Source organism: Pseudoleptotrichia sp., assembly GCF_057270515.1.
The window spans coordinates 204317-222097 of record NZ_DBHIXS010000001.1; the positions used below are offsets into that span (position 1 = coordinate 204317).

Annotated in this window: 25 protein-coding genes; all 25 read right to left on the reverse strand. The window is 33.6% G+C overall.

The features are described 5' to 3' along the window. Positions 1–2373, reverse strand: a complete 2373-nt coding sequence (locus tag ACO5J6_RS00955; RefSeq protein WP_485641485.1) for a hypothetical protein — start codon at positions 2371–2373, stop codon at positions 1–3. 184 nt (positions 2374–2557) lie between these two features. Beyond that, positions 2558–2944: a hypothetical protein gene (locus tag ACO5J6_RS00960; RefSeq protein WP_485641487.1), complete on the reverse strand. Its 387-nt coding sequence runs from the start codon at positions 2942–2944 to the stop codon at positions 2558–2560. Between the two features lie 11 nt (positions 2945–2955). Then, positions 2956–3390, reverse strand: coding sequence for a hypothetical protein (locus ACO5J6_RS00965; RefSeq protein WP_485641489.1), 435 nt, complete (start codon positions 3388–3390; stop codon positions 2956–2958). Positions 3391–3404: 14 nt separating this feature from the next. Continuing rightward, positions 3405–4442, reverse strand: coding sequence for a hypothetical protein (locus tag ACO5J6_RS00970; RefSeq protein WP_485641491.1), 1038 nt, complete (start codon positions 4440–4442; stop codon positions 3405–3407). A gap of 10 nt (positions 4443–4452) precedes the next feature. Next, the gene (locus tag ACO5J6_RS00975) at positions 4453–4935 is read right to left on the reverse strand and encodes a phage neck terminator protein (RefSeq protein ID WP_485641493.1); all 483 of its coding nucleotides are present in this window, start codon (positions 4933–4935) and stop codon (positions 4453–4455) included. Further along, positions 4928–5263 (reverse strand): hypothetical protein, encoded by a 336-nt coding sequence (locus ACO5J6_RS00980; protein WP_485641494.1) that lies wholly within the window; start codon positions 5261–5263, stop codon positions 4928–4930. Before ACO5J6_RS00980 ends, ACO5J6_RS00975 begins: the two co-directional genes overlap by 8 nt. 1 nt (position 5264) lies before the next feature. Further along, positions 5265–5759, reverse strand: coding sequence for a hypothetical protein (locus tag ACO5J6_RS00985; RefSeq protein ID WP_485641496.1), 495 nt, complete (start codon positions 5757–5759; stop codon positions 5265–5267). Further along, a complete protein-coding gene (locus ACO5J6_RS00990) occupies positions 5749–6186 on the reverse strand; it encodes a hypothetical protein (protein WP_485641498.1) in 438 nt (145 codons plus the stop codon). Before ACO5J6_RS00990 ends, ACO5J6_RS00985 begins: the two co-directional genes overlap by 11 nt. 91 nt (positions 6187–6277) lie before the next feature. Further along, complete coding sequence (locus ACO5J6_RS00995; protein ID WP_485641500.1) at positions 6278–7957, reverse strand: phage major capsid protein; 1680 nt, start codon at positions 7955–7957, stop codon at positions 6278–6280. An 11-nt stretch (positions 7958–7968) separates the two neighbouring features. Then, positions 7969–8679, reverse strand: coding sequence for a phage minor head protein (locus tag ACO5J6_RS01000; RefSeq protein WP_485641502.1), 711 nt, complete (start codon positions 8677–8679; stop codon positions 7969–7971). Beyond that, entirely contained in the window at positions 8651–9901 is a 1251-nt protein-coding gene (locus ACO5J6_RS01005) for a phage portal protein (protein WP_485641503.1), read from the reverse strand. Before ACO5J6_RS01005 ends, ACO5J6_RS01000 begins: the two co-directional genes overlap by 29 nt. Next, a complete protein-coding gene (locus tag ACO5J6_RS01010) occupies positions 9894–11234 on the reverse strand; it encodes a PBSX family phage terminase large subunit (RefSeq protein ID WP_485641505.1) in 1341 nt (446 codons plus the stop codon). Before ACO5J6_RS01010 ends, ACO5J6_RS01005 begins: the two co-directional genes overlap by 8 nt. After that, positions 11231–11875, reverse strand: a complete 645-nt coding sequence (locus ACO5J6_RS01015) for a hypothetical protein (protein WP_485641506.1) — start codon at positions 11873–11875, stop codon at positions 11231–11233. Before ACO5J6_RS01015 ends, ACO5J6_RS01010 begins: the two co-directional genes overlap by 4 nt. Positions 11876–12106: 231 nt before the next feature. Beyond that, on the reverse strand, positions 12107–12268 hold the full coding sequence (locus tag ACO5J6_RS01020) for a hypothetical protein (RefSeq protein WP_485641507.1): 162 nt from the start codon (positions 12266–12268) through the stop codon (positions 12107–12109). 48 nt (positions 12269–12316) lie between these two features. Then, on the reverse strand, positions 12317–12532 hold the full coding sequence (locus ACO5J6_RS01025; RefSeq protein WP_485641508.1) for a hypothetical protein: 216 nt from the start codon (positions 12530–12532) through the stop codon (positions 12317–12319). A 52-nt stretch (positions 12533–12584) separates the two neighbouring features. Next, a complete protein-coding gene (locus tag ACO5J6_RS01030; protein ID WP_485641509.1) occupies positions 12585–13007 on the reverse strand; it encodes an SAM-dependent methyltransferase in 423 nt (140 codons plus the stop codon). Between the two features lie 32 nt (positions 13008–13039). Then, the gene (locus tag ACO5J6_RS01035; RefSeq protein WP_485641510.1) at positions 13040–13831 is read right to left on the reverse strand and encodes a putative HNHc nuclease; all 792 of its coding nucleotides are present in this window, start codon (positions 13829–13831) and stop codon (positions 13040–13042) included. Between the two features lie 126 nt (positions 13832–13957). Next, the gene (locus ACO5J6_RS01040; RefSeq protein ID WP_485641511.1) at positions 13958–14314 is read right to left on the reverse strand and encodes a RusA family crossover junction endodeoxyribonuclease; all 357 of its coding nucleotides are present in this window, start codon (positions 14312–14314) and stop codon (positions 13958–13960) included. Positions 14315–14317: 3 nt separating this feature from the next. Further along, the gene (locus tag ACO5J6_RS01045) at positions 14318–14731 is read right to left on the reverse strand and encodes a hypothetical protein (RefSeq protein WP_485641512.1); all 414 of its coding nucleotides are present in this window, start codon (positions 14729–14731) and stop codon (positions 14318–14320) included. Further along, positions 14721–15272 (reverse strand): MT-A70 family methyltransferase, encoded by a 552-nt coding sequence (locus ACO5J6_RS01050; protein WP_485641513.1) that lies wholly within the window; start codon positions 15270–15272, stop codon positions 14721–14723. The genes ACO5J6_RS01045 and ACO5J6_RS01050 overlap by 11 nt, the downstream gene beginning before the upstream one ends. Next, positions 15244–15444 carry a hypothetical protein gene (locus ACO5J6_RS01055; protein ID WP_485641514.1) on the reverse strand — a complete coding sequence of 67 codons (201 nt, stop codon included), beginning with the start codon at positions 15442–15444 and terminating at the stop codon, positions 15244–15246. The genes ACO5J6_RS01050 and ACO5J6_RS01055 overlap by 29 nt, the downstream gene beginning before the upstream one ends. Continuing rightward, entirely contained in the window at positions 15445–16026 is a 582-nt protein-coding gene (locus ACO5J6_RS01060) for a DUF6475 domain-containing protein (RefSeq protein WP_485641515.1), read from the reverse strand. Further along, positions 16026–16790 carry a helix-turn-helix domain-containing protein gene (locus ACO5J6_RS01065; protein ID WP_485641516.1) on the reverse strand — a complete coding sequence of 255 codons (765 nt, stop codon included), beginning with the start codon at positions 16788–16790 and terminating at the stop codon, positions 16026–16028. The genes ACO5J6_RS01060 and ACO5J6_RS01065 overlap by 1 nt, the downstream gene beginning before the upstream one ends. After that, positions 16768–16923, reverse strand: a complete 156-nt coding sequence (locus ACO5J6_RS01070) for a hypothetical protein (protein ID WP_485641517.1) — start codon at positions 16921–16923, stop codon at positions 16768–16770. The genes ACO5J6_RS01065 and ACO5J6_RS01070 overlap by 23 nt, the downstream gene beginning before the upstream one ends. A 94-nt stretch (positions 16924–17017) precedes the next feature. Beyond that, the gene (locus tag ACO5J6_RS01075) at positions 17018–17779 is read right to left on the reverse strand and encodes a phage antirepressor (protein ID WP_485641518.1); all 762 of its coding nucleotides are present in this window, start codon (positions 17777–17779) and stop codon (positions 17018–17020) included. Positions 17780–17781 lie beyond the last annotated feature (2 nt).

Consider the following 17781-nt stretch of genomic DNA (forward strand, 5'->3'; position numbering starts at 1 on the left):
TTATCCTCCCATTCCAATTAATTTTTCCTCGAAAAACTTATTCAATACTCTATTTATTTGACTTTCTATATTTTCCTCATTTTTGTCGCTATTATAAATGTGAAATACCGGAGAAAACACAACCTTTTTAGTTCCTCCACTTTCTTTCTTAACTGATGTCGTACCTTTGCTTGACAGTTTCTCATTAGCACTTCCCATTTTATTAACCATTCTTCGAGTAGATTCTGCCGTGTCTATAGCCGTTCCCTGTGGTAAATCCAGCGTCATTTGGTTAGGAATCATAAACGGCTTAGCGTTCGGAGGTGTAATTAATTCAGGACCTTTTTCTGCTACTGTAACTGGTCCACCCTCCCAGCTTCTATCTCCGATATATCTTCCTTTGACAAAATTCCCGATTGCCGCTACACCTTTATTCATCCAATCAGGCATTTTAATTTTAAAAGCGTCTGCTATTGCTTTCCCAACGTCTTTAGCCTTATTTACAATTCCATCAAAAAATCCTTTGATTTTATCTATTGCCGTTTTTACTACATTTTGTACTGCGTCAAAATTTCCTGTAAATAGTCCAACAACCCCAGTTAATACAAGTTGAACAAACGACCCTATTAACGAAAATATAGTTTGTACCGCTGATACAAATCCTGATACGATTCCAATTATAATCATTAACACGGACGAAACGACTGCCGAAATACCGTGAAGTACCATAGTAACAAACGAGAAGCCCACTACGAATCCGTTTACTATAAACTGCACCGCAGGCATTAGCATTGACAAAAGCATTCCGGCTATTTGGATAATCACAAGAGCAATCGGCTCTAATCCCGGTATTATTTGCATTACTAAATTAACTATACTCGCTATCATTTGCATTATAGGAGCTAAATAGGGAGATAATGTCGAAACTAATTTCAGAATCACTCTAAACACTGTGCCTATAGCATTTCCTATCATTTTAAAATCTAAAGTTTTATAAAATACACTTACGGCATTTCCGATGTCACTGAATATCTTAGAAATTTGTCCCATATCAATACCGGACATAATCCCCTTAAATATTTCATTGATTCCACTAAATATCCCGCTAAAATCAATAGCGTTATAAAATCCCCCAAGTGCTGATAACATTCCGCTGGATAAACCTTTTAAGTCTATTCCGTTAAACACAGTCTTGAAAGCTCCTGTTATCTTTCCACTATTTGCGATTACATAGTCAATTCCTTGTCCTACGCTATCAATAATCTTAGTTCCTAACTTCTCAACAATCGGTATTGCCTGCAATATGTACGGGGCAAATTTCCCCTTTACATTGACTGCGGCTTCTCCGATTTTTTCTTTCATATCCCCCCAAGCATTTTCTGCCTGTTTAATCTTTCCAAGCGGTGTTTTTGCAAGTTCTTCATTAATGTTTCCTACGTTTTTTGATAATATCTCTTGTAATTTCGCCGCTCTTTGAGTTTGATTTAACGTCTTAAATTGCTTCATCTCTGCGTCTGTCAAGGCAATTCCAACTTTTCTCAACGGAGCTAACATCCCTGTTGACATTGCCTTTCCAATCATATTAGCTGTACCGAAAAAGTCCTCTGCTGTTCCATTCATTCCTTTTTGATTCGCTACTATATCGGCAATTTTAGGCATTAACATATTGATTTCTTTATTAGACAACTGGAATGTGCTTAATTGTGCCTGTGCGCCAACTATCATTTCGTCGCCAAACACTCCTATTCCTTGTATTCTGCTCGCTTCTGATTGAAACTCTTGAAACACTTTATTCATAGTTGTAGGGTCATTTTTGTATGCCTGCACTATTTGAATATTAGATTTTAGCTTTGTAGCGTTTATCATATCCGCCTTATAGTCCTCTATCGAACTATTGACAAAGCTAAATGCCGCACCTATCGAAACAATACCAGCTGCCATTCCTATTAATGAGCCAATTTTTCCTTTTAAAAAACTAAATCCCTTTCCTGTGTCTTTTGCTTTATCTTTAAGAGATTTAAGTTTTTCTCTTAATTTGTTAACTGCCCGCACCGGGAAACTGTTAAGCACCTTGCTTTTTATTTGATTAAAAGCTGGTCCGAGTTGGGCTTTCATAGTTGTAACTACTTTAGATACAGACGATTTAAAAAGTGCTAACTGACGGACAGGGAAACTTCGTTCAATCCGTCTTTTGATATTATTGAACAAATTCCCTGTTCTATTAACTATTCCCGCTGTTTTTATGATAGCGTTATTAAGCTTATCAACGCCTTTAGTGTTCATTTTATACGTCAATTTATTTAATTTCTGTTCTAATTTTCCGCCTATTCCAGTTATTTTCTTTAGCTTCTCCGAAATTCTATTAAGCGGAGAATCCTGTGTTTTGAAACTCATTAAGACTTCTAATTTATTGCCTTTTCCCATTACTTTTTAACCTCCGCAAAATCTTCGATTGCTTGTAACCATTGATAAAACTTGACATTGTCCATATTAAGTACGATATTCGGGTCTTTTATATCATTCTTAATAATGAAGCACCATTTACTATTAATAAACGGGTCTTCATACTGTTCTTTTGCTATCTCAATGTCATGTTTAATTTTCTCTTCTTGTTCTCTTGATACTTTCCCATTATTTCAATAATCAACGTTACTAATTCCGTCAATGCCTCCGGGTCAAAATCAAAAAACTCGACTTTTCTTGCTTCCGCAGGCTTATTTATCGCCTTTGGTAATATCTTTTGTGCAAATTCATAAACATTTTTATTTGCCGCAAAATCCCAGTAAGCCTTGTTATACATAGCCAAATTTTGTGGCTTGACGATTTCAAAGATAACCTCTTTTATAGTTCCTTTATCATCAATAAATATTTCTTGAAAAGGCGTTCTATAACGCCCTGCTCCGTCTAATGTTACAAACTCATCTTTTTCCTCTTTTTCTATTTCCTTAACTTTGTTATCTTCCATTTTCTACCCTCCTAAATTTTTTCATCATATTTTGCACATTGAATAGTGTATTCAATATCAATGTCTTTAGTATTATTTTTTCTTTCTGCCGCTTTCTGAATCGATACTCCTTGTCCTGTTCCTGTTACTTTGTTATCTCCTGTATCATCTATGTATGTCAAAGTTCCAAGTGTTCCTTGTGGGTTTTTGAGACATTTTGCAAGGAATATGTCGTCATCAGAGCCTTTTGTTGTTGTTACTTTTATTTCCCTTTTTGTTACTTTTGTTCTTATAGTTCTTACTCCCCCTTTAATATCAGGGTCCGTCATTGAGTGACTGTCTTCTGTTGCCGCGTTCACAATCTCTTTAGCTTCTTTAATTAAATAAGTTCCTATGCCGGGATAATTTATTTCTAAATCGACTTTGTCTAAGTCAACTGATTTTTCTAAAAATTTATTACTACTCATTTTCTACCTCCTTATTATTTTAATGGTCCGTCGTGCCATACTAACTCAACTTCGATTTCTTCGATTTCTGCACTCATCATAAAGTCGACTTTTACGTTTCTTAAAACCCTGTTTATAAAGTCATCATCAGTCAATCCTGTTTGTGGATTATCGTCTTCTATTGACGGTACTGTGATTTTATAAATATAGTTACCGTTGGAATCTCTTGCGATTGCTCCCTGTTTTCCCATAGCCAACATTACTCTATCCAGTAAGCCCTCAACTTTAGGTATTCCTCCACCGTCCATTGTCAAGTTTCTCTCGTTGATTAGTAACTTTTTCAAATTGCTATCAATACCATGTACAATAGCGTCAATCTTAATTGTTTGGTCTGCGTGTCTTTCTCCGTCAGCACACCAAGAGCCGCTTGTTACTGCGTTATATCCGACTGTTGTATAAGTATAATTGATATGTGCTTCCGACAAATCAGATTGTAATGTTTCATCGTTTGTCGACGGCTCAACTCCTAATATTCTTCTATCTGCCCAACGTCCATTTATTCCTTGTATAAACGTCCAAGCAGGCAATCCGAATATATCTAAATTTTCTCCTGCCGCTTTTCCGTGCATAAAGTAGATTCTTGTGCTTTCTTTTAATCCTGCTTTATTGTTTTTTCCTAAACTGTTTGCTACAACTCCAAATTTAACGTTTCTTGTAAGCCATTTCGCTAACGCTAATGTAAATGTTTCATCGAAAAAGTCTACAACTACACCGTAAAAATCACCCGTTGGTAATGTGTCCAAAAATGCGGCGTCTGGTGTTGCCTTGCTCACGCAGTACCATTCGGACGGTTGTATTACATTTCCGTCAAAATCCTCTTGACTTAAAAATACTTCTATCCCTTTATACATTTTTGAGTTTTTTCCAAAGTCTTTTCCGACTTCCTCTAAACTCGTATATTTCTTATAGTCCTTATCGGCTTCTTTTGTTATAAATAACACTTTCCCGAAATCGCCTAATAAAAGCGGTTTTTTCGGTCTTACAACCGTTACTCTGATTTTCTTCTTAGCCATTTTCTACCTCCTAATTTTGTTCTTTTACTTCGACTTTTACGTCTTTCATTAACATTCTTTTTCTTTCGCTTAATTCTCTCCAGTTCATCTGTATATCAAATCCAAATCTATAAACGTATGTTTTATTTTCTAAAAATGTTCTGTCTGTTACTGTCATATCATCGCTTGACAATCCGAAACCTGCCCGTATTAAGTCGTATTTGTTTTCATAGATAATTTTATTAAGCAACACATCAGCCATTTCCTCTGCCCGTTCCTGCGTCTTTGCATAACAGTCAAATTGTAAATATGCTTCAACTCGTCTTGCTGTCTGTTCTATAATATATTCATCTGTTTTTTCTATTATTCTTTTACCGCTATAAGCCGATCTATCTTTACTGATTATCTGCATTACTGCACATTCTCTCGGTACTTCCGCTACATAGTCATCTCTAATGACTTGAAAGTCTACAAATTCAGCTATTTTAAGCCTTAATTTCTCTGCTTTATTCATTTTTCAACCTCTCAATGTAGTAAATCCGTAGTTCGTCGTGTTTCATATACTCCTTGCCTGTTACTACCGTATATTCTTTTCCGTCAAATTCGATAGTCGCTTTCAATTCGATATCCCGGTAACAATATATTTTTTTGCTGTCCAAAGTTACATTGATTCCTTGTTCCGTTAGAAAACTCACATCTTGTCTTCCAAGATTAAAGACAGCTCCCTCAAATTCGATATTTTCTTCTGTTTCGACTTTACGGCTATTCACCCACTTGTTCACTTTCTTTGAGATTTTACACTTGCTGAAAAATCTTTTCGGAATAAATGTTTTATGTACCACTTTACACCTCCACTATTTCATAAGAGATTGAATTGTAAAGCGAGCCAGTGTCCATAAGCGGTTTCGATTGATTCTTTTTCTTGATTGTGTATGGGTTGTTAGGCTTAAACCCATATGAATATATTGTTTTTTTAATTCTTTCGACGACGAAAGTTCCAACATTTTTATAATATTGTTCTCCCGTTATCTCTGTACTTATAACCTTTTCTATCTCATCAGCCATAAAATCCTGTATTTCCTTTTGAGCCCTTGCTGTTGCCACTGACAAACGGAAGAATGGTCGAGGGGGTATATGTCTCATACCTTTATTTTTACCTTTTGATATAGTTGTCCCGTACTCGTTGTGAACAGCATATTCCTGTATAAACGTTATCTGATATTTCATTTCCCCAGCTCCCTCTTTCCCAAGCACTCCGACTTTCACGGCGTGGGTCTTAAGATATTCCAGCTCTTTTTCCAGATACTCTAATCCGTCAAGTGTGAAATTAATTTCCATATATCAACCTCACGATACCGTTTATTTTCTCACTTTTGCTTTTCATCAAATCCCGCATTGAATAAGCTATATCATCTATCTTGTAACTCGTGTATTTGCTCATTTCTTCGTCAAAACTGTTTATAAAGTCCTCTATCAAGCTACAAATTTCATACTTAAGCCAATCAGGAATTTCCTTATATCCTTTCACGTATGTTATTACGACCTCTCTGTCGTTATCACAACATGGACATTCCTTAAAATTCGGGAACTCTACGAAGTTTTTACCCTCTCGCCAATGTTCATTTAAGCTAACTTTCTTAACTTCCTGTATAGGGCGAAAATTTAAGTATACAGTCTTTCTGTGCGGATATACTTCAGTTACTTCTCCCTCATCAAGTGTATAGCCGAGAATGTTTTCGATGTAACTTATAGCAACTTTTAACAAAGCTTCAACCTTAGCCGCTTCATTGTCAGCTAAGGTCTTGCCTGTTATTTTCTTATAGTCTTCTATAGTTATAAGCATTGCTTATCAACTCCTATTTTACTTTCAATACCGAGAATGCTTTCGGTCTCATTACTTTTCCTCCAAGTCTGATTCTCGTGTAATAAGAAGTTATTCTTTTGTCCGGGTCTCTATGTAATTCTTGTTCAAAGTCTTTTTTCATCGCATAAGCATATCCTTGTTTAAAGTCACAGAATACCGCAGGGAATTTATCTTTTTTAACTTCGTCCAAAAACTCTTCGACAACCACAGGATAACCATTAAACATCATAGTTGCCCCGTCTTTTATCGTATTCCATAACGGAATACCGTTGGCGTCTTTCCACAACTTCATTTCTTCGTAAAGTTTAGGCGACACATAGTAAACTGCTTTTTTTCTATATGAAGTTTTCAAGTTAGTTTCGAGCCTAACCATATCTTCCCAAACTACAGTATTTGCTGTAGCGGTTACAACTGGACTTGCTATTACGTCGGCATTCGTTAAGAATCCCTCTATAAATTGTCCTGTTGTTGTGTTGTAAACACCTTTTACAGTCAAAGCAGATAAAGTTTGCCCAAAATCTTCCGCTATCGCTTCTTTGATTTCACTTACTAAGTCAAAAGCAGAATCTTCCCTCGCTTCATCTGTAACAGGATATCTCACTTGTCTGTATCCTGCTCTTAATTCAATTTCAGTAAAGCCTAATCCACCGTCTTTTGTATTTCCTGCTCCCTCAAGTACGATTTCATTTGCTTCTGTTATTGCATTTCTAACAGGAACTTTTAAAAACTCTCCACTTATTGTAAAGATTTTTCCATTCATAAGGAAATGACTGTTTTCTTTCGTTTCTTTCAGTATTTCATCATGTAATTTATTTGGTATTAATACAGCCACATTCCCTGTATTGATTGCCGCTTTTTGTACGCTTAATCCCTCTATTGTGCTATCTCCAGTTACAAGATACTTTCTAAATTTTTCAACTGCTTCATTATCTCTGTCATCTTGACTTTGTATTCCTTTTTTCATCAATTCATCTAATGTTTGAGCCATTTTTTCAATCTCTTCATTAGTTTTGTTTGATTTTTCCTCAAATCCCTCTACTGATTTTTTTAAGTTTTCGACATTCTCATCTGTTTTTTTAATGTTTTCATTGACTGTTTCAATTCCTTTTTCCAGGTTTTCAAATTCTTTGTTTTTTTCTGACATATTGTCCTCCTCATTTTTATTAATATTTTCGTTTTTTACTGTTTCAACCGTTGCTCCGGGTACTGCTCCTTTCAAAACCACACTACCCTCGACAACTTCTATTTCTTTTATTACTCTTACCTCGGTATCCCCTTTGCCTGTCTGTATATTTCTAAATTCTCTTTTCCGAATATATCCTCCTACAGACATTTCATAGTTTGCTCCATTTTTCATCATCGAATAAACTTTCTGCGCGTCCTTATTTATTGCATTTCCATTTTCATCAGTAGATAAGTCAAGTTTAGCTGTAAATTTTAGATTTCCTTTTTCGTCCTGATATACTTTCAGCGTTCCAAGCTCTTTACTCCATTCATGCATATGCAGCAAAAAATAAGTTTTATCTTTATTTACTTTATCCAATGCTTGTTTATCAAAATAATCTCCGTAACTATCAATAACGCTGTGAGTTATTAATTGTCCTTCGATTATTCCTTTTTCTTCCGCGTCTTTCTTTAATAACATTTCGACACTTCGCTTAAATTGTTCCATTCTTACCTCCTTTATACTAATTCACAGTGGCAATTTATTAAATCTTCGGGTCCTGCATCAGGATCATGTGGATGTTTCAATCCGCAGCTAAATATTTCATCAGCCTTGATTGTTTCGCCGTCACAAGCCAAATGACTTTCCCTGTCCTGTTTACCTCCTCCGACGTGCCACCAAGTTTTCTCAAATCCTGCTTCTACTAATCCCGTGTGATACGTTACCGTACTTGTCTGTGCTGTTTCTGTTCTTGCGATTCTCATTGCTCTGTTTTTACTCATACCATTTACGGATTTCTGTATTTCCTTAGCTATATCCTTAATATTTTTTCCTGCTTCCTGTCCGTTTGTTATGATAGTGTTTATCTTTTTTCTTGTTGTTTCCGTTATATTTGTTACTTTCTTCGCCGTAACTTCCTTACTTAACTTTTTCAAAGCTTTATTTTGAACGGTCGGAATTAATGATTTATCGACTCCCCTTACCGTTCTCAAAAACTCTGATGTTTCCTTTATTGTCTGTTCTACACCTACTCGAAACACCGAATACAGTCTTTTTTCAAAAGTCTTAAAAGCTGCCGCACTTACGAAAATTGTTGAAATTTCTATTTTAAGCCCGAGTTCTTGAAAAACTTTCCTCACTCTTGAATACTGTTTCCATATCAGCTTATTTCTCATTTTTAATTGCTTTTTCGCTATCTGTTTAGCTGTTTTCTTCGTCAGTTTCTTCATCTTGTGTTCTGTCCTCCTCTTCCGGCTTTACTTCATCAAATATTTCGTTTAGCGGTGTTTTCGAGCCGTCAATTAAGACAATATCTCCGTTTTCAACTGGAGGATATTCAAGCTCTGCCCTTTTCTCGTTAATAGTTAAGTAGCTTATATTGTTCAGTCGTTCCATTTTGACGTTTTTATCCTCTTTCAAAACCTCTATATCGCTTGTATCAAAGTCTATATACTCGTTGACTTCTAACTTATCAGCAAATATATTGTTTAGATGTTCGGCTATTTGTTGAGCTATCGGAATAATATTTTCGGTGTATAGGTCTTTCTTAGCTTCCTTGTAGTTGCTAAATTTACTATTAGTCCTATCTCCGATTAATATTGACGGTACGTTCATAACTGCCGCCGTTATATTCCTTATCTCATCAAGTGCCTGTAAAAAGTCAAACTCTCTCGGGCTAAAATCTCCGTTTACAATACTAATATCCTGACCGTCTAAAATAAGCACATCCCCTGCCGCTTTCGCTCCAGATTGGGATTTGATGTCATCTTTCAATTCCTTACGTTTCTGCGGATTTAAAAAAGCTTTAACGAGAGCTATAATATCCCGCTTCCCACTGTTTTTTAAAAGGCTGTTGTTCCACTTTGTTATATAACAATAATAATCGTGTAAAAGTGAAAGTGACTGTATTTTGCTTATTCCAGCTCCAGCTCCAGCTATATTGTCGTAAATATTTACCCCTTTTACATAAAAGAATTGTTTTAATTCTTCTCCTCTATACGTTTTCATATTAATTTGAATACTCTTGATGCCGTTAAGTACGTTGTCATTGTCGTATTCAATGTAATAAGTGCCTTTTTTGAATAATACGAGTTCAGACTTTGTAAATAAATCAATCCGCATTACTAACAACTCGCCGAATAACATATAATAGAGTGCAAAATAATTGATTAATTGGTCTATGTTTAAGATATTGCTCGGCTTTTTTAACGTCCTATTTACGAACGTATTTTTCATTTCCGTTACATTATCGCTTCGACCTTTTTTATATGTACTCCATTTAAGATTATTCAAGGCTTCGTTGATTCTTGTTATCCCGGCAGATGTAAAAGGATTTTTATATAATTCTTTTAAAAATTTTTCTCCATTTTCCTTATATCCCCAACCGTAATTATTTATAAACTCTCTTACCGTCATCGGAGAGCCTTTATTCTTTCTTAAAAATTTAAACATTATCATCCTCCTTTCGCTTGTAGTAGTCTTTATTTAATATGTACGGCGTGTAGTCATTTAAGCCGTACTTGATAGCGTCAAAGCTGTGTGGGTCAATATTAAACGGCTTACCAACTTTAGGATTTTTAGCAATTAATCCGTTCTTATCAAAATGCCACTTTAACGTTGTTAGTTCCCTATATGTATTCGGACAAACATCAGGGTCAATAAATATGTTCCGGAAAGATTGTACTTTCCTCACTCCTGCCTTGCTTATATCAGGCGTTTTCTTTGCTCCCATAATGCTAAGACCGTTAAGGTTGTAAAATCCTATTGCCTTTGGCTCTGCACTGTCGGCGTATATAACCTCTCCGTATGCTATCATTTTTTGAATGATTTCTGTTTCCAACATTTCGGGGTCGGTTATTTGATTCTGATAAAACTCCTCGTATATGTATAAGTCGTTCAATTTTTCATCTATTACCATTCTTACAATTGCGTTGTATGACTTACTGAATCCGAAGTCGAATCCTGCATATCGATTAAATTTATCTTTTATAATTTCCTCTATCCGTTCTTGTTCAAGTATCTGTATATTGTGAAAAATAACTTCTCCCGAACTTCCGAATTTACCCTCTGTTTTTATAGCCTTTAAAAACGGGTCTTTTTCGTTTTCCAAGTCTGCTATAAAATTATCAGGCAGAAATTTATTATCGGTATAGACTGAATGATGTAGATATATTTTTTCGGCATATTCTGTGCCGTTTTTTAGCTTCGTTACTTCCTTTAGCTTTAGAATCCTATTTTTATACAAGTCATTTTCCTCAAGTCCTGCCTTGCCTAACATTTCCATTAAATACTTGTATGTCCACGTCCCATATTCATTTGGATTAGTTGTAAGAATGATAACATTTCTATTTCTAACAGAACGCAACCTTGCTTTAAGTTCTTTGAATGATTTAAAATCAATTTCGTCTGCCTCTTCTATCCAGATTGTGTCAATATCCTTTATTGACTTTATCTTTCTTACATCATCTAATCCTCTAAAAATAAATTCACTGCCTGTTATCGTGCATTTTATGCTCAAAGGACTTGTTGTTCTGTAAAAGTAGTTATTTAATTCTAATGTTTCAATACTACTTTCCAGGTCTGCAAAACAACTCCCTCTTAAATTCTCTTTTACCTGTCTGACTACTAATATCTTTCTTTTTTCCATAGCAGACATTATTATCAATTTAAGCGCAGCGTTGTATGACTTACTACTTCCGTATCCACCAAGCATGAAATACACGCTCTTCTCGTTGTCCTTGATAAATTCTTTAAAGTGCTTATTGATTTCAGTTTTTATCCTCATACTTCGATCAACTCAATTTCTATCTTTGTATCTTCATTGTTGATTTTATTCTTACTCTTTTCAACTTCTATTTTTTCCAGCTGCAATTCCTCATTTGATAATTGCTGATCTATTTCAAGCAATTCATAAGGAGTTAACATTTTCCCTGTTCTCATTAAATCCATACCCATTTTCTTAATAGTCTGATACGCTTTTTCGTATTCCTGTATCTTTTTAATATTCGTTTCTTCTTTGTTGCTTAACTCATTAGTAGTTTTTATTATCAGATTAGCTTTTGCAACCTCTGTATTTTTTAATATCTTGTAAATGTCGCCTTTGTATACCTCATCTACAATCTTTTCGAGATATTTTTCAGTACGTTCTTTTCTTAATTCTCTTGCATTTTTTGTCTTCCTGCTGTAAGTACGTTCTGAAATGCCGTACTTGGACATTATTTCTTGTTTGCTTTTTCCATTTAAAATATCCCTCTGTATGTTTATTTCTTTTTCGTTTGCAACCACTTTAATCGGTTGCTTTTTCTTTTTGCTGGTTGTTCCTCTTTTGGTTGTAGTATTCTCTTTTTTTTTAATCCACTTCTCTTTATAGCTCCAGCCTTTTATCGTGTTTAGTTTTACATTATATTTTTTTGATAAAACACTCATGCTAGTCCCGTTCTCATATTCATTTTTAATTAACAGTTTTATGTCTTCATTGCTCATGCTCCTGTCTCCATTTTTCTTTTTTTAACTTTCCCACCAAACGCAACCGACCCTTGTTAAACTAATGGTCTCGTATATATAAATTAAGGAGGAGGCTAAATAAAAAAGCCGACCTATAAATAGACTATCTCTAATCTACGTACAAGTCGGCTCACAAATTTTATGTTCTTGCCTTTATTCAATTAACAACTTTTTTTTCTTTATCATCTTTCCATTTTTTAAAACGGCTGTCATTTCGACTTCTCTAACTTCTGATTTCAATTTCAAAAGTTCAATGATAAAGAAAAATAGTTTTTTGTCATTTTCAATTTGTCTTATCTGCTCTTTAGTAAGCATTTTATCACCCTCTTATTATACCATATTTCCTCTGTTTTTCAAAACTTTTTATCGTAGATTTTCTTTTATAAAGTCGTCTAAAAGCAAAGCAAAAAAGCTGAAGCTATAAAGTGAATAATATGTTATTTCGCCCCATTCGATTTTGTGGCTGTTCCATCTACCAGTTCTTTTGTACTCACTTATTTTCCTTATTGTTCTTCCTATTGTTAAAATTGCAAAAACTATTATAAAACCTAATAAATATATTTTTAAAAATTTTACCATTTTATTTTCTCCTCTCTATCGTTTTCCCAACATCAGCAAAACGATTATTATTTTATTCTTTCATAAACACAAGCCAGTGAGTTTTTGACCTCTTATTTCCAAACAAAGGTTTAAAATCAATAGTGGCCAAAATCTCATTTAATTTTATTTGTTCCTCATTCCATTTAAAAATCAATGTTCCGTTTGGCTTTAAGACTCTCATGCATTCATTAAAGCCCTGCCTTATGTCGTCTTTCCATGTGTCCAATTTCAACTTGCCATACTTTTTGGCCAACCATGAATTTTCTCCTGCTTTTAATAGATGTGGCGGATCAAATACAACTAGATAAAAACTTTCATTTTCAAAAGGCATATGTCTAAAGTCAGCAATAATGTCAGGATTTATTTCTAAAATTCGACCGTCGCATAAAGTATCATTAAAGTATCTATTGTCCATAAATACTGTATTTTCATTCTCTTTATCAAACCAGAACATTTTTGAGCCACAGCATGCATCTAATATTTTCTTCATTTCTTCTCCTTCCTTATCAGTCCGTCATAATATCCTTCCTTTAAGCGTTTTCTAAATAGCTTAAAGTGATTCGGATATTTGTCAAGCAATTCATATACTAACTGTTCATTTAACCATACAGGCTCAAGGATATATTTTTCTATAAATTCCTTTTTAGGTATATTATGTATTTCCATATGATGTTTTCTGCATAAAGTTAAAAACCTGCTCTGTAGTCCATCATCTAGATCATAAGTTGTAGCTGTACTGGAAATATTATCATAATGTTCCAAGTCCACTATTTTTCCATTCTTAAAGTCATGCTTTTCTCCACATACGCAACATACTCTTTCCCTTAAGCATCTAATTACATATCTTTGAATATCAGGTACTATCTCCCTTATATGTCTTTTAACTCCTGTATTTTTATCCTGGATATAAAGATTTATATTATTCTCAATTCCATGTTCTATTATGAACTGGATAAATTCAGTAGCCTGATCCAGCGTCAACGGATTTTTCTTAAATGGACTTAAACTGAACTCTCCAATCTCATATATACTACTGAACATGTCTTTTAAATAGTCTTTTGTATATCCTAAATCGTACCACTCTATACCCTCACTGAACTGTTTGAAAAGCACATATAACAGTTTCATTTGCTCCATTGTTATTGTATTTTGAGGAATAATTTTAATCGGATAGTTGTTTATTTCCTCCTGCCATTCCTCAAGTTTTTTGACACTTTCGTTAGTCGGATATAGCAACCTTATTTCACAGTTCAGTCTGTCTATTTCTACTGTTGCCATTTTTTCATAGCTCTCCTAACTTTCTTAAATTTTAAATTTTCAAAAATTCTTGTATTCATTCTGCAAAAATCATGCTCATCTTTGCTTAAAACTTCTCCTGTTCTCAGCTTGTTTTTAATGCTTCCATTATTCTAACTCCTCTATCCATATATGAATTTCGTCTCTTAACATTCCAATTTCTTTTTCTCCTGATAATTTGTATATTTGACAGTCATCTTCAAATATTAAACCTTTCATACTGTCAATTAGCAGCTTAAAACCATTATCAATATCTATTTTTTTACGATTTTCTTTGTATTGAAACAAGATTTTAACTTTTAAATTATTTCCCAGAGGCTGCTCTTCTGTGAATTGTTCTTTCAAAAATTCTTGGCAGTCTTCTTTAAATTTTTTTCCTTTTCTGCTTAAAAACATTTTTTTCTGGGACATCCTATAAGCAGAATTCCAGCTCAAAGCTTTCAATGGTATTATAAATTTATACATAACTTACCTCTTTGAATTCCCAATCAGTTTTTCTTCTGAAATCTCCTTTAAGATATCAGATACTAGGTCATATAACTCAATACTTTCCAAATCCAGCTCTTCGATTTTTTTCTCTATTTTTATTCTAAATTCAGAAAAAGTTATCTTGTGTTTTTCAATATAATCCTTGAAGCTCGGATTACTGTTCACTGTGACATTCCAGTAAGTTAATAAATTATCCCTTGTTTCTCTCTTAATAGTTACTGTATCACCATATTCTTTAACTATAATCTGTATGAATTTTTCAGTTATTTTTTGTTCTGTTATAGCTCCATTTTCTAAATTTCTATCACTTAACATTGATTTTTTAACTACTCCGAATATTTTTTCATTGATCACTATTTTTCCTCCTGATTTTATATATATTTTAGATTTCATCCCCAAAACTATCCCAATTTTTCCTTTCATTCCTTGCAAATAGTTCTATTTTTTCAGTATTTGGAAACATTTTTTCAATTATCTCGTAAGCTATTACTGGCTTTTTAGAGTGTTTTGTCGACTTTTCTCTAAAAACTGTTGTAAATTTACCTCTCATTTCAGAAATTGGTTTTAGCATATTCCCTTTTTTATAAAACCACAATAAATATTCGTGAGAATACCTAATTGTGAATGCTGGAGCAATGCCATTTTCTTTGTCCCAAATAAGCCTTGCGTGTAATGTGTAACCAAATTCTTTCATCATTTTTTCGCACTCGAATAAAAACTCATCAATAGTCCAAACAAAAAAATTATGCTTTTCTTCTGTTTGAATGTTAGAAAGAATGTTTTTAATTTCTTCGATAGTAAGAGTTTTGTAATCTAAGTTTCTCGACTGATTTGGACGGCTTTTCCTTAATCCGCCTTTTTTCTTTTGCCAAGGTGGATCGGCATAAATTACAGAATACTTTTTATTATTGTTTTTCAAATCTTGTATTATCATTTCTCCCTTTCATCTTAACTCTCAATATTTTCTCAATTTGCCTAATTCTCTTGTTGTTCTCCTCTATCTGAACACCATTTTGTTTTATCTTTTCAGACTTTTTCATCATCTGTTCTTTCAGAATTTCATTGTTGTTTTCCAACTTTTTCTTTTCTTCCTGTAATTTTTTCATTTATCCTCCTATCAGCATTTTTTGATTATTTTCAATTAGATTTTTGTTTCCTATTCCCATATTTGAATTTCCTATGAATTTTATATTTTTCGTGTTATTGCTGTTATCTGTAATCCCGAGGTAATAAGGATTTACATTGTATGGCATTTCCCAGTATGCTTTATAAATTTTTGGAAATTCAAATGTCAGAAACTTATCAAAATCGTCTGTTAACATTTGGCATACTTCATGCCATCCGCCTAAGCTATCAACAACTGCATGTATTCCTTTGTCATCAAATTCTATGGATCCGTAAGCTCCATATTTTGATATTGCCATTTTTAACTTTTCCTTTGCCAGATTTATACGGACATTTATATCAGTCTCTGTTGTTCCCAGTGCATACTGTCTGATTTCCGCAGGCTGTGGAAAGTTTTTCCACACCCTGTTTTTTATCATTCTACTAAATGATAAATTTATTTGTTCCAGTGACAAATCAGAAAGCCCAGCAAAGTAAATATTTATTTTTTCTTTTGTCATATTGTCAGTTGGAAAAAAATCTAGAAATGGCTTAAATCCTTTGTTAAATTCCTGTAATGTCATTATTTATACCTCCCAAATGTTTCAGCTAAACTTTCCTCTGTGACTATAAAATCATTGTTGTTTTTGCTGTTATTTCCATAGCTATTATTATTTTTCTTTTTTTCTATCCAGCCAGGCTCTGCCGTTTTCCAGTTATATAAATCCATATATTCTAAAGCTTCTCTCAAGTCTGCTTCAGTTTTAAAATGTTTCAGCAATAATTTAATGGGACCTGTTGTTTTTACAGTGTCTCTTATCTTTTTCCTGTATTTTAAAAATTCAAATAAAAGCTTCTTGTATTCCTCGCTCTTATCCTGTGAATTTATAAAGTCATCAATATCACTTTTTGATGTTTCTTTATTTAATTCAGTATTTAGTATATTTCTTTCTTTAGTAGTATTCTTTCTTTTGTATACGTCGGGAAAATCCCGATTTGGGTTTTCCCGATTTGGGTTTTCCCGATTTGGGTTTTCTTCTTTTAAAGAAAAATCCTCAATGTCATTTTCGCTTTTATCTTCAAAAACATAATAATCTACCCTACCATCAGCATACCTTTTTCGGCTTACATATCCTGCTTCAATTAGTTCCTTTAATCCACTGTATACTGAATCTAACCCGTCTTTTGAATTTGCTGCTATTTCTTTCGGATTATATTTCCAGTCATATGGTTTTGAAAGCATATATAACAATATTCCTTTAGCCTTTAAAGATATACTTTTATCGTTTATCAGTTCATTTTGTATTGTCGTGTAATTCCCCTTTTTATTTATTAATTTTTTTGCCATATTCCGACACCTCTTTTAATCTTCTAAAATTTTTCTTATTTCCTGTTCCGTTTTCATATCTTCTCAATTCTTCCCCTGTGATATATTCAGCGAAATTCTTTGCTTTTATTCGGTTGTTATGTTCCTTAAACATATAACCTCCTTTACAAATAGCGTTTTTTATGCTATAATTAGCTATAAAATTAAATAACCAATTCCTTTTAAAGACGTTTTTTAAGCGTCTTTTTTTAGCTTATAAGCATTTTTAAATTAGGATTTATTTTTGTATATCCTAATTTCAGCAACAATCTCGAAATTGCCTCTATGCCTTTCATATAAGCGACAACTTTCATTTTTCTGTTTCCAAAATTATCAACATAATTTGTTGGAATCAATTTAAAATATCCTCTATTCACGTATTCCTGATAAGGTTCATTATTAGAATTTAATATTCCTTGCTGTCTCAAAATAGCAAACAAATTATTTCTTCCAACACCTTTAAAATTTAATGTTTTTGATACTTCTCCAATATCAACTACAGCATCGCTTTCATAAAGCATTTCGTAAGTTTGTACTTTTGGAGCTTGTATTTTCAATTGTTCTTTTGCTTTTCCATACTCAATAAGCATTTCTCCGAGTTTCACAGGATTTTCGAGTAAAGCTTCAACAGGATTTTGGATTGAGTAACTTCCTGTTTTACGGATTGTCGGAATAACCTCATCAAATACCCAGCGTTCAAACGGCTCTGTTTCTGACAAATCAGAACGAACTATCAATCTATATAAATTTCCCTCGTCTATAAACTTCTTTTGTTGCGTTCTTCCTAATCTGTCGATGACTGGGCGAATTACCCACCCATCCTCTCGGCAATGTGTACTTATTGCTTTGTGTGGGTCTTTATATCCTAATATAACCGCAACTTCTGTCGCTGGAAAATATTCTTTCCCGTTTTCAATCCAAATTCCTAATTTCCCAAACTTCTCATTTTCAAATATTTGTAATTCATTCATCC

What these genes read in the sequence shown, in the direction of transcription:
- ACO5J6_RS00955 (WP_485641485.1), bottom strand. Translation starts at nt 2,373, where the DNA reads ATGAGTTTCAAAACACAGGATTCTCCGCTTAATAGAATTTCGGAGAAG.
- ACO5J6_RS00960 (WP_485641487.1), bottom strand. Translation starts at nt 2,944, where the DNA reads ATGGAAGATAACAAAGTTAAGGAAATAGAAAAAGAGGAAAAAGATGAG.
- ACO5J6_RS00965 (WP_485641489.1), bottom strand. Translation starts at nt 3,390, where the DNA reads ATGAGTAGTAATAAATTTTTAGAAAAATCAGTTGACTTAGACAAAGTC.
- ACO5J6_RS00970 (WP_485641491.1), bottom strand. Translation starts at nt 4,442, where the DNA reads ATGGCTAAGAAGAAAATCAGAGTAACGGTTGTAAGACCGAAAAAACCG.
- ACO5J6_RS00975 (WP_485641493.1), bottom strand. Translation starts at nt 4,935, where the DNA reads ATGAATAAAGCAGAGAAATTAAGGCTTAAAATAGCTGAATTTGTAGAC.
- ACO5J6_RS00985 (WP_485641496.1), bottom strand. Translation starts at nt 5,759, where the DNA reads ATGGAAATTAATTTCACACTTGACGGATTAGAGTATCTGGAAAAAGAG.
- ACO5J6_RS00995 (WP_485641500.1), bottom strand. Translation starts at nt 7,957, where the DNA reads ATGGAACAATTTAAGCGAAGTGTCGAAATGTTATTAAAGAAAGACGCG.
- ACO5J6_RS01000 (WP_485641502.1), bottom strand. Translation starts at nt 8,679, where the DNA reads ATGAAGAAACTGACGAAGAAAACAGCTAAACAGATAGCGAAAAAGCAA.
- ACO5J6_RS01005 (WP_485641503.1), bottom strand. Translation starts at nt 9,901, where the DNA reads ATGTTTAAATTTTTAAGAAAGAATAAAGGCTCTCCGATGACGGTAAGA.
- ACO5J6_RS01010 (WP_485641505.1), bottom strand. Translation starts at nt 11,234, where the DNA reads ATGAGGATAAAAACTGAAATCAATAAGCACTTTAAAGAATTTATCAAG.
- ACO5J6_RS01015 (WP_485641506.1), bottom strand. Translation starts at nt 11,875, where the DNA reads ATGAGTGTTTTATCAAAAAAATATAATGTAAAACTAAACACGATAAAA.
- ACO5J6_RS01020 (WP_485641507.1), bottom strand. Translation starts at nt 12,268, where the DNA reads ATGCTTACTAAAGAGCAGATAAGACAAATTGAAAATGACAAAAAACTA.
- ACO5J6_RS01025 (WP_485641508.1), bottom strand. Translation starts at nt 12,532, where the DNA reads ATGGTAAAATTTTTAAAAATATATTTATTAGGTTTTATAATAGTTTTT.
- ACO5J6_RS01030 (WP_485641509.1), bottom strand. Translation starts at nt 13,007, where the DNA reads ATGTTCTGGTTTGATAAAGAGAATGAAAATACAGTATTTATGGACAAT.
- ACO5J6_RS01035 (WP_485641510.1), bottom strand. Translation starts at nt 13,831, where the DNA reads ATGGCAACAGTAGAAATAGACAGACTGAACTGTGAAATAAGGTTGCTA.
- ACO5J6_RS01040 (WP_485641511.1), bottom strand. Translation starts at nt 14,314, where the DNA reads ATGTATAAATTTATAATACCATTGAAAGCTTTGAGCTGGAATTCTGCT.
- ACO5J6_RS01045 (WP_485641512.1), bottom strand. Translation starts at nt 14,731, where the DNA reads ATGAAATCTAAAATATATATAAAATCAGGAGGAAAAATAGTGATCAAT.
- ACO5J6_RS01050 (WP_485641513.1), bottom strand. Translation starts at nt 15,272, where the DNA reads ATGATAATACAAGATTTGAAAAACAATAATAAAAAGTATTCTGTAATT.
- ACO5J6_RS01055 (WP_485641514.1), bottom strand. Translation starts at nt 15,444, where the DNA reads ATGAAAAAATTACAGGAAGAAAAGAAAAAGTTGGAAAACAACAATGAA.
- ACO5J6_RS01060 (WP_485641515.1), bottom strand. Translation starts at nt 16,026, where the DNA reads ATGACATTACAGGAATTTAACAAAGGATTTAAGCCATTTCTAGATTTT.
- ACO5J6_RS01065 (WP_485641516.1), bottom strand. Translation starts at nt 16,790, where the DNA reads ATGGCAAAAAAATTAATAAATAAAAAGGGGAATTACACGACAATACAA.
- ACO5J6_RS01070 (WP_485641517.1), bottom strand. Translation starts at nt 16,923, where the DNA reads ATGTTTAAGGAACATAACAACCGAATAAAAGCAAAGAATTTCGCTGAA.
- ACO5J6_RS01075 (WP_485641518.1), bottom strand. Translation starts at nt 17,779, where the DNA reads ATGAATGAATTACAAATATTTGAAAATGAGAAGTTTGGGAAATTAGGA.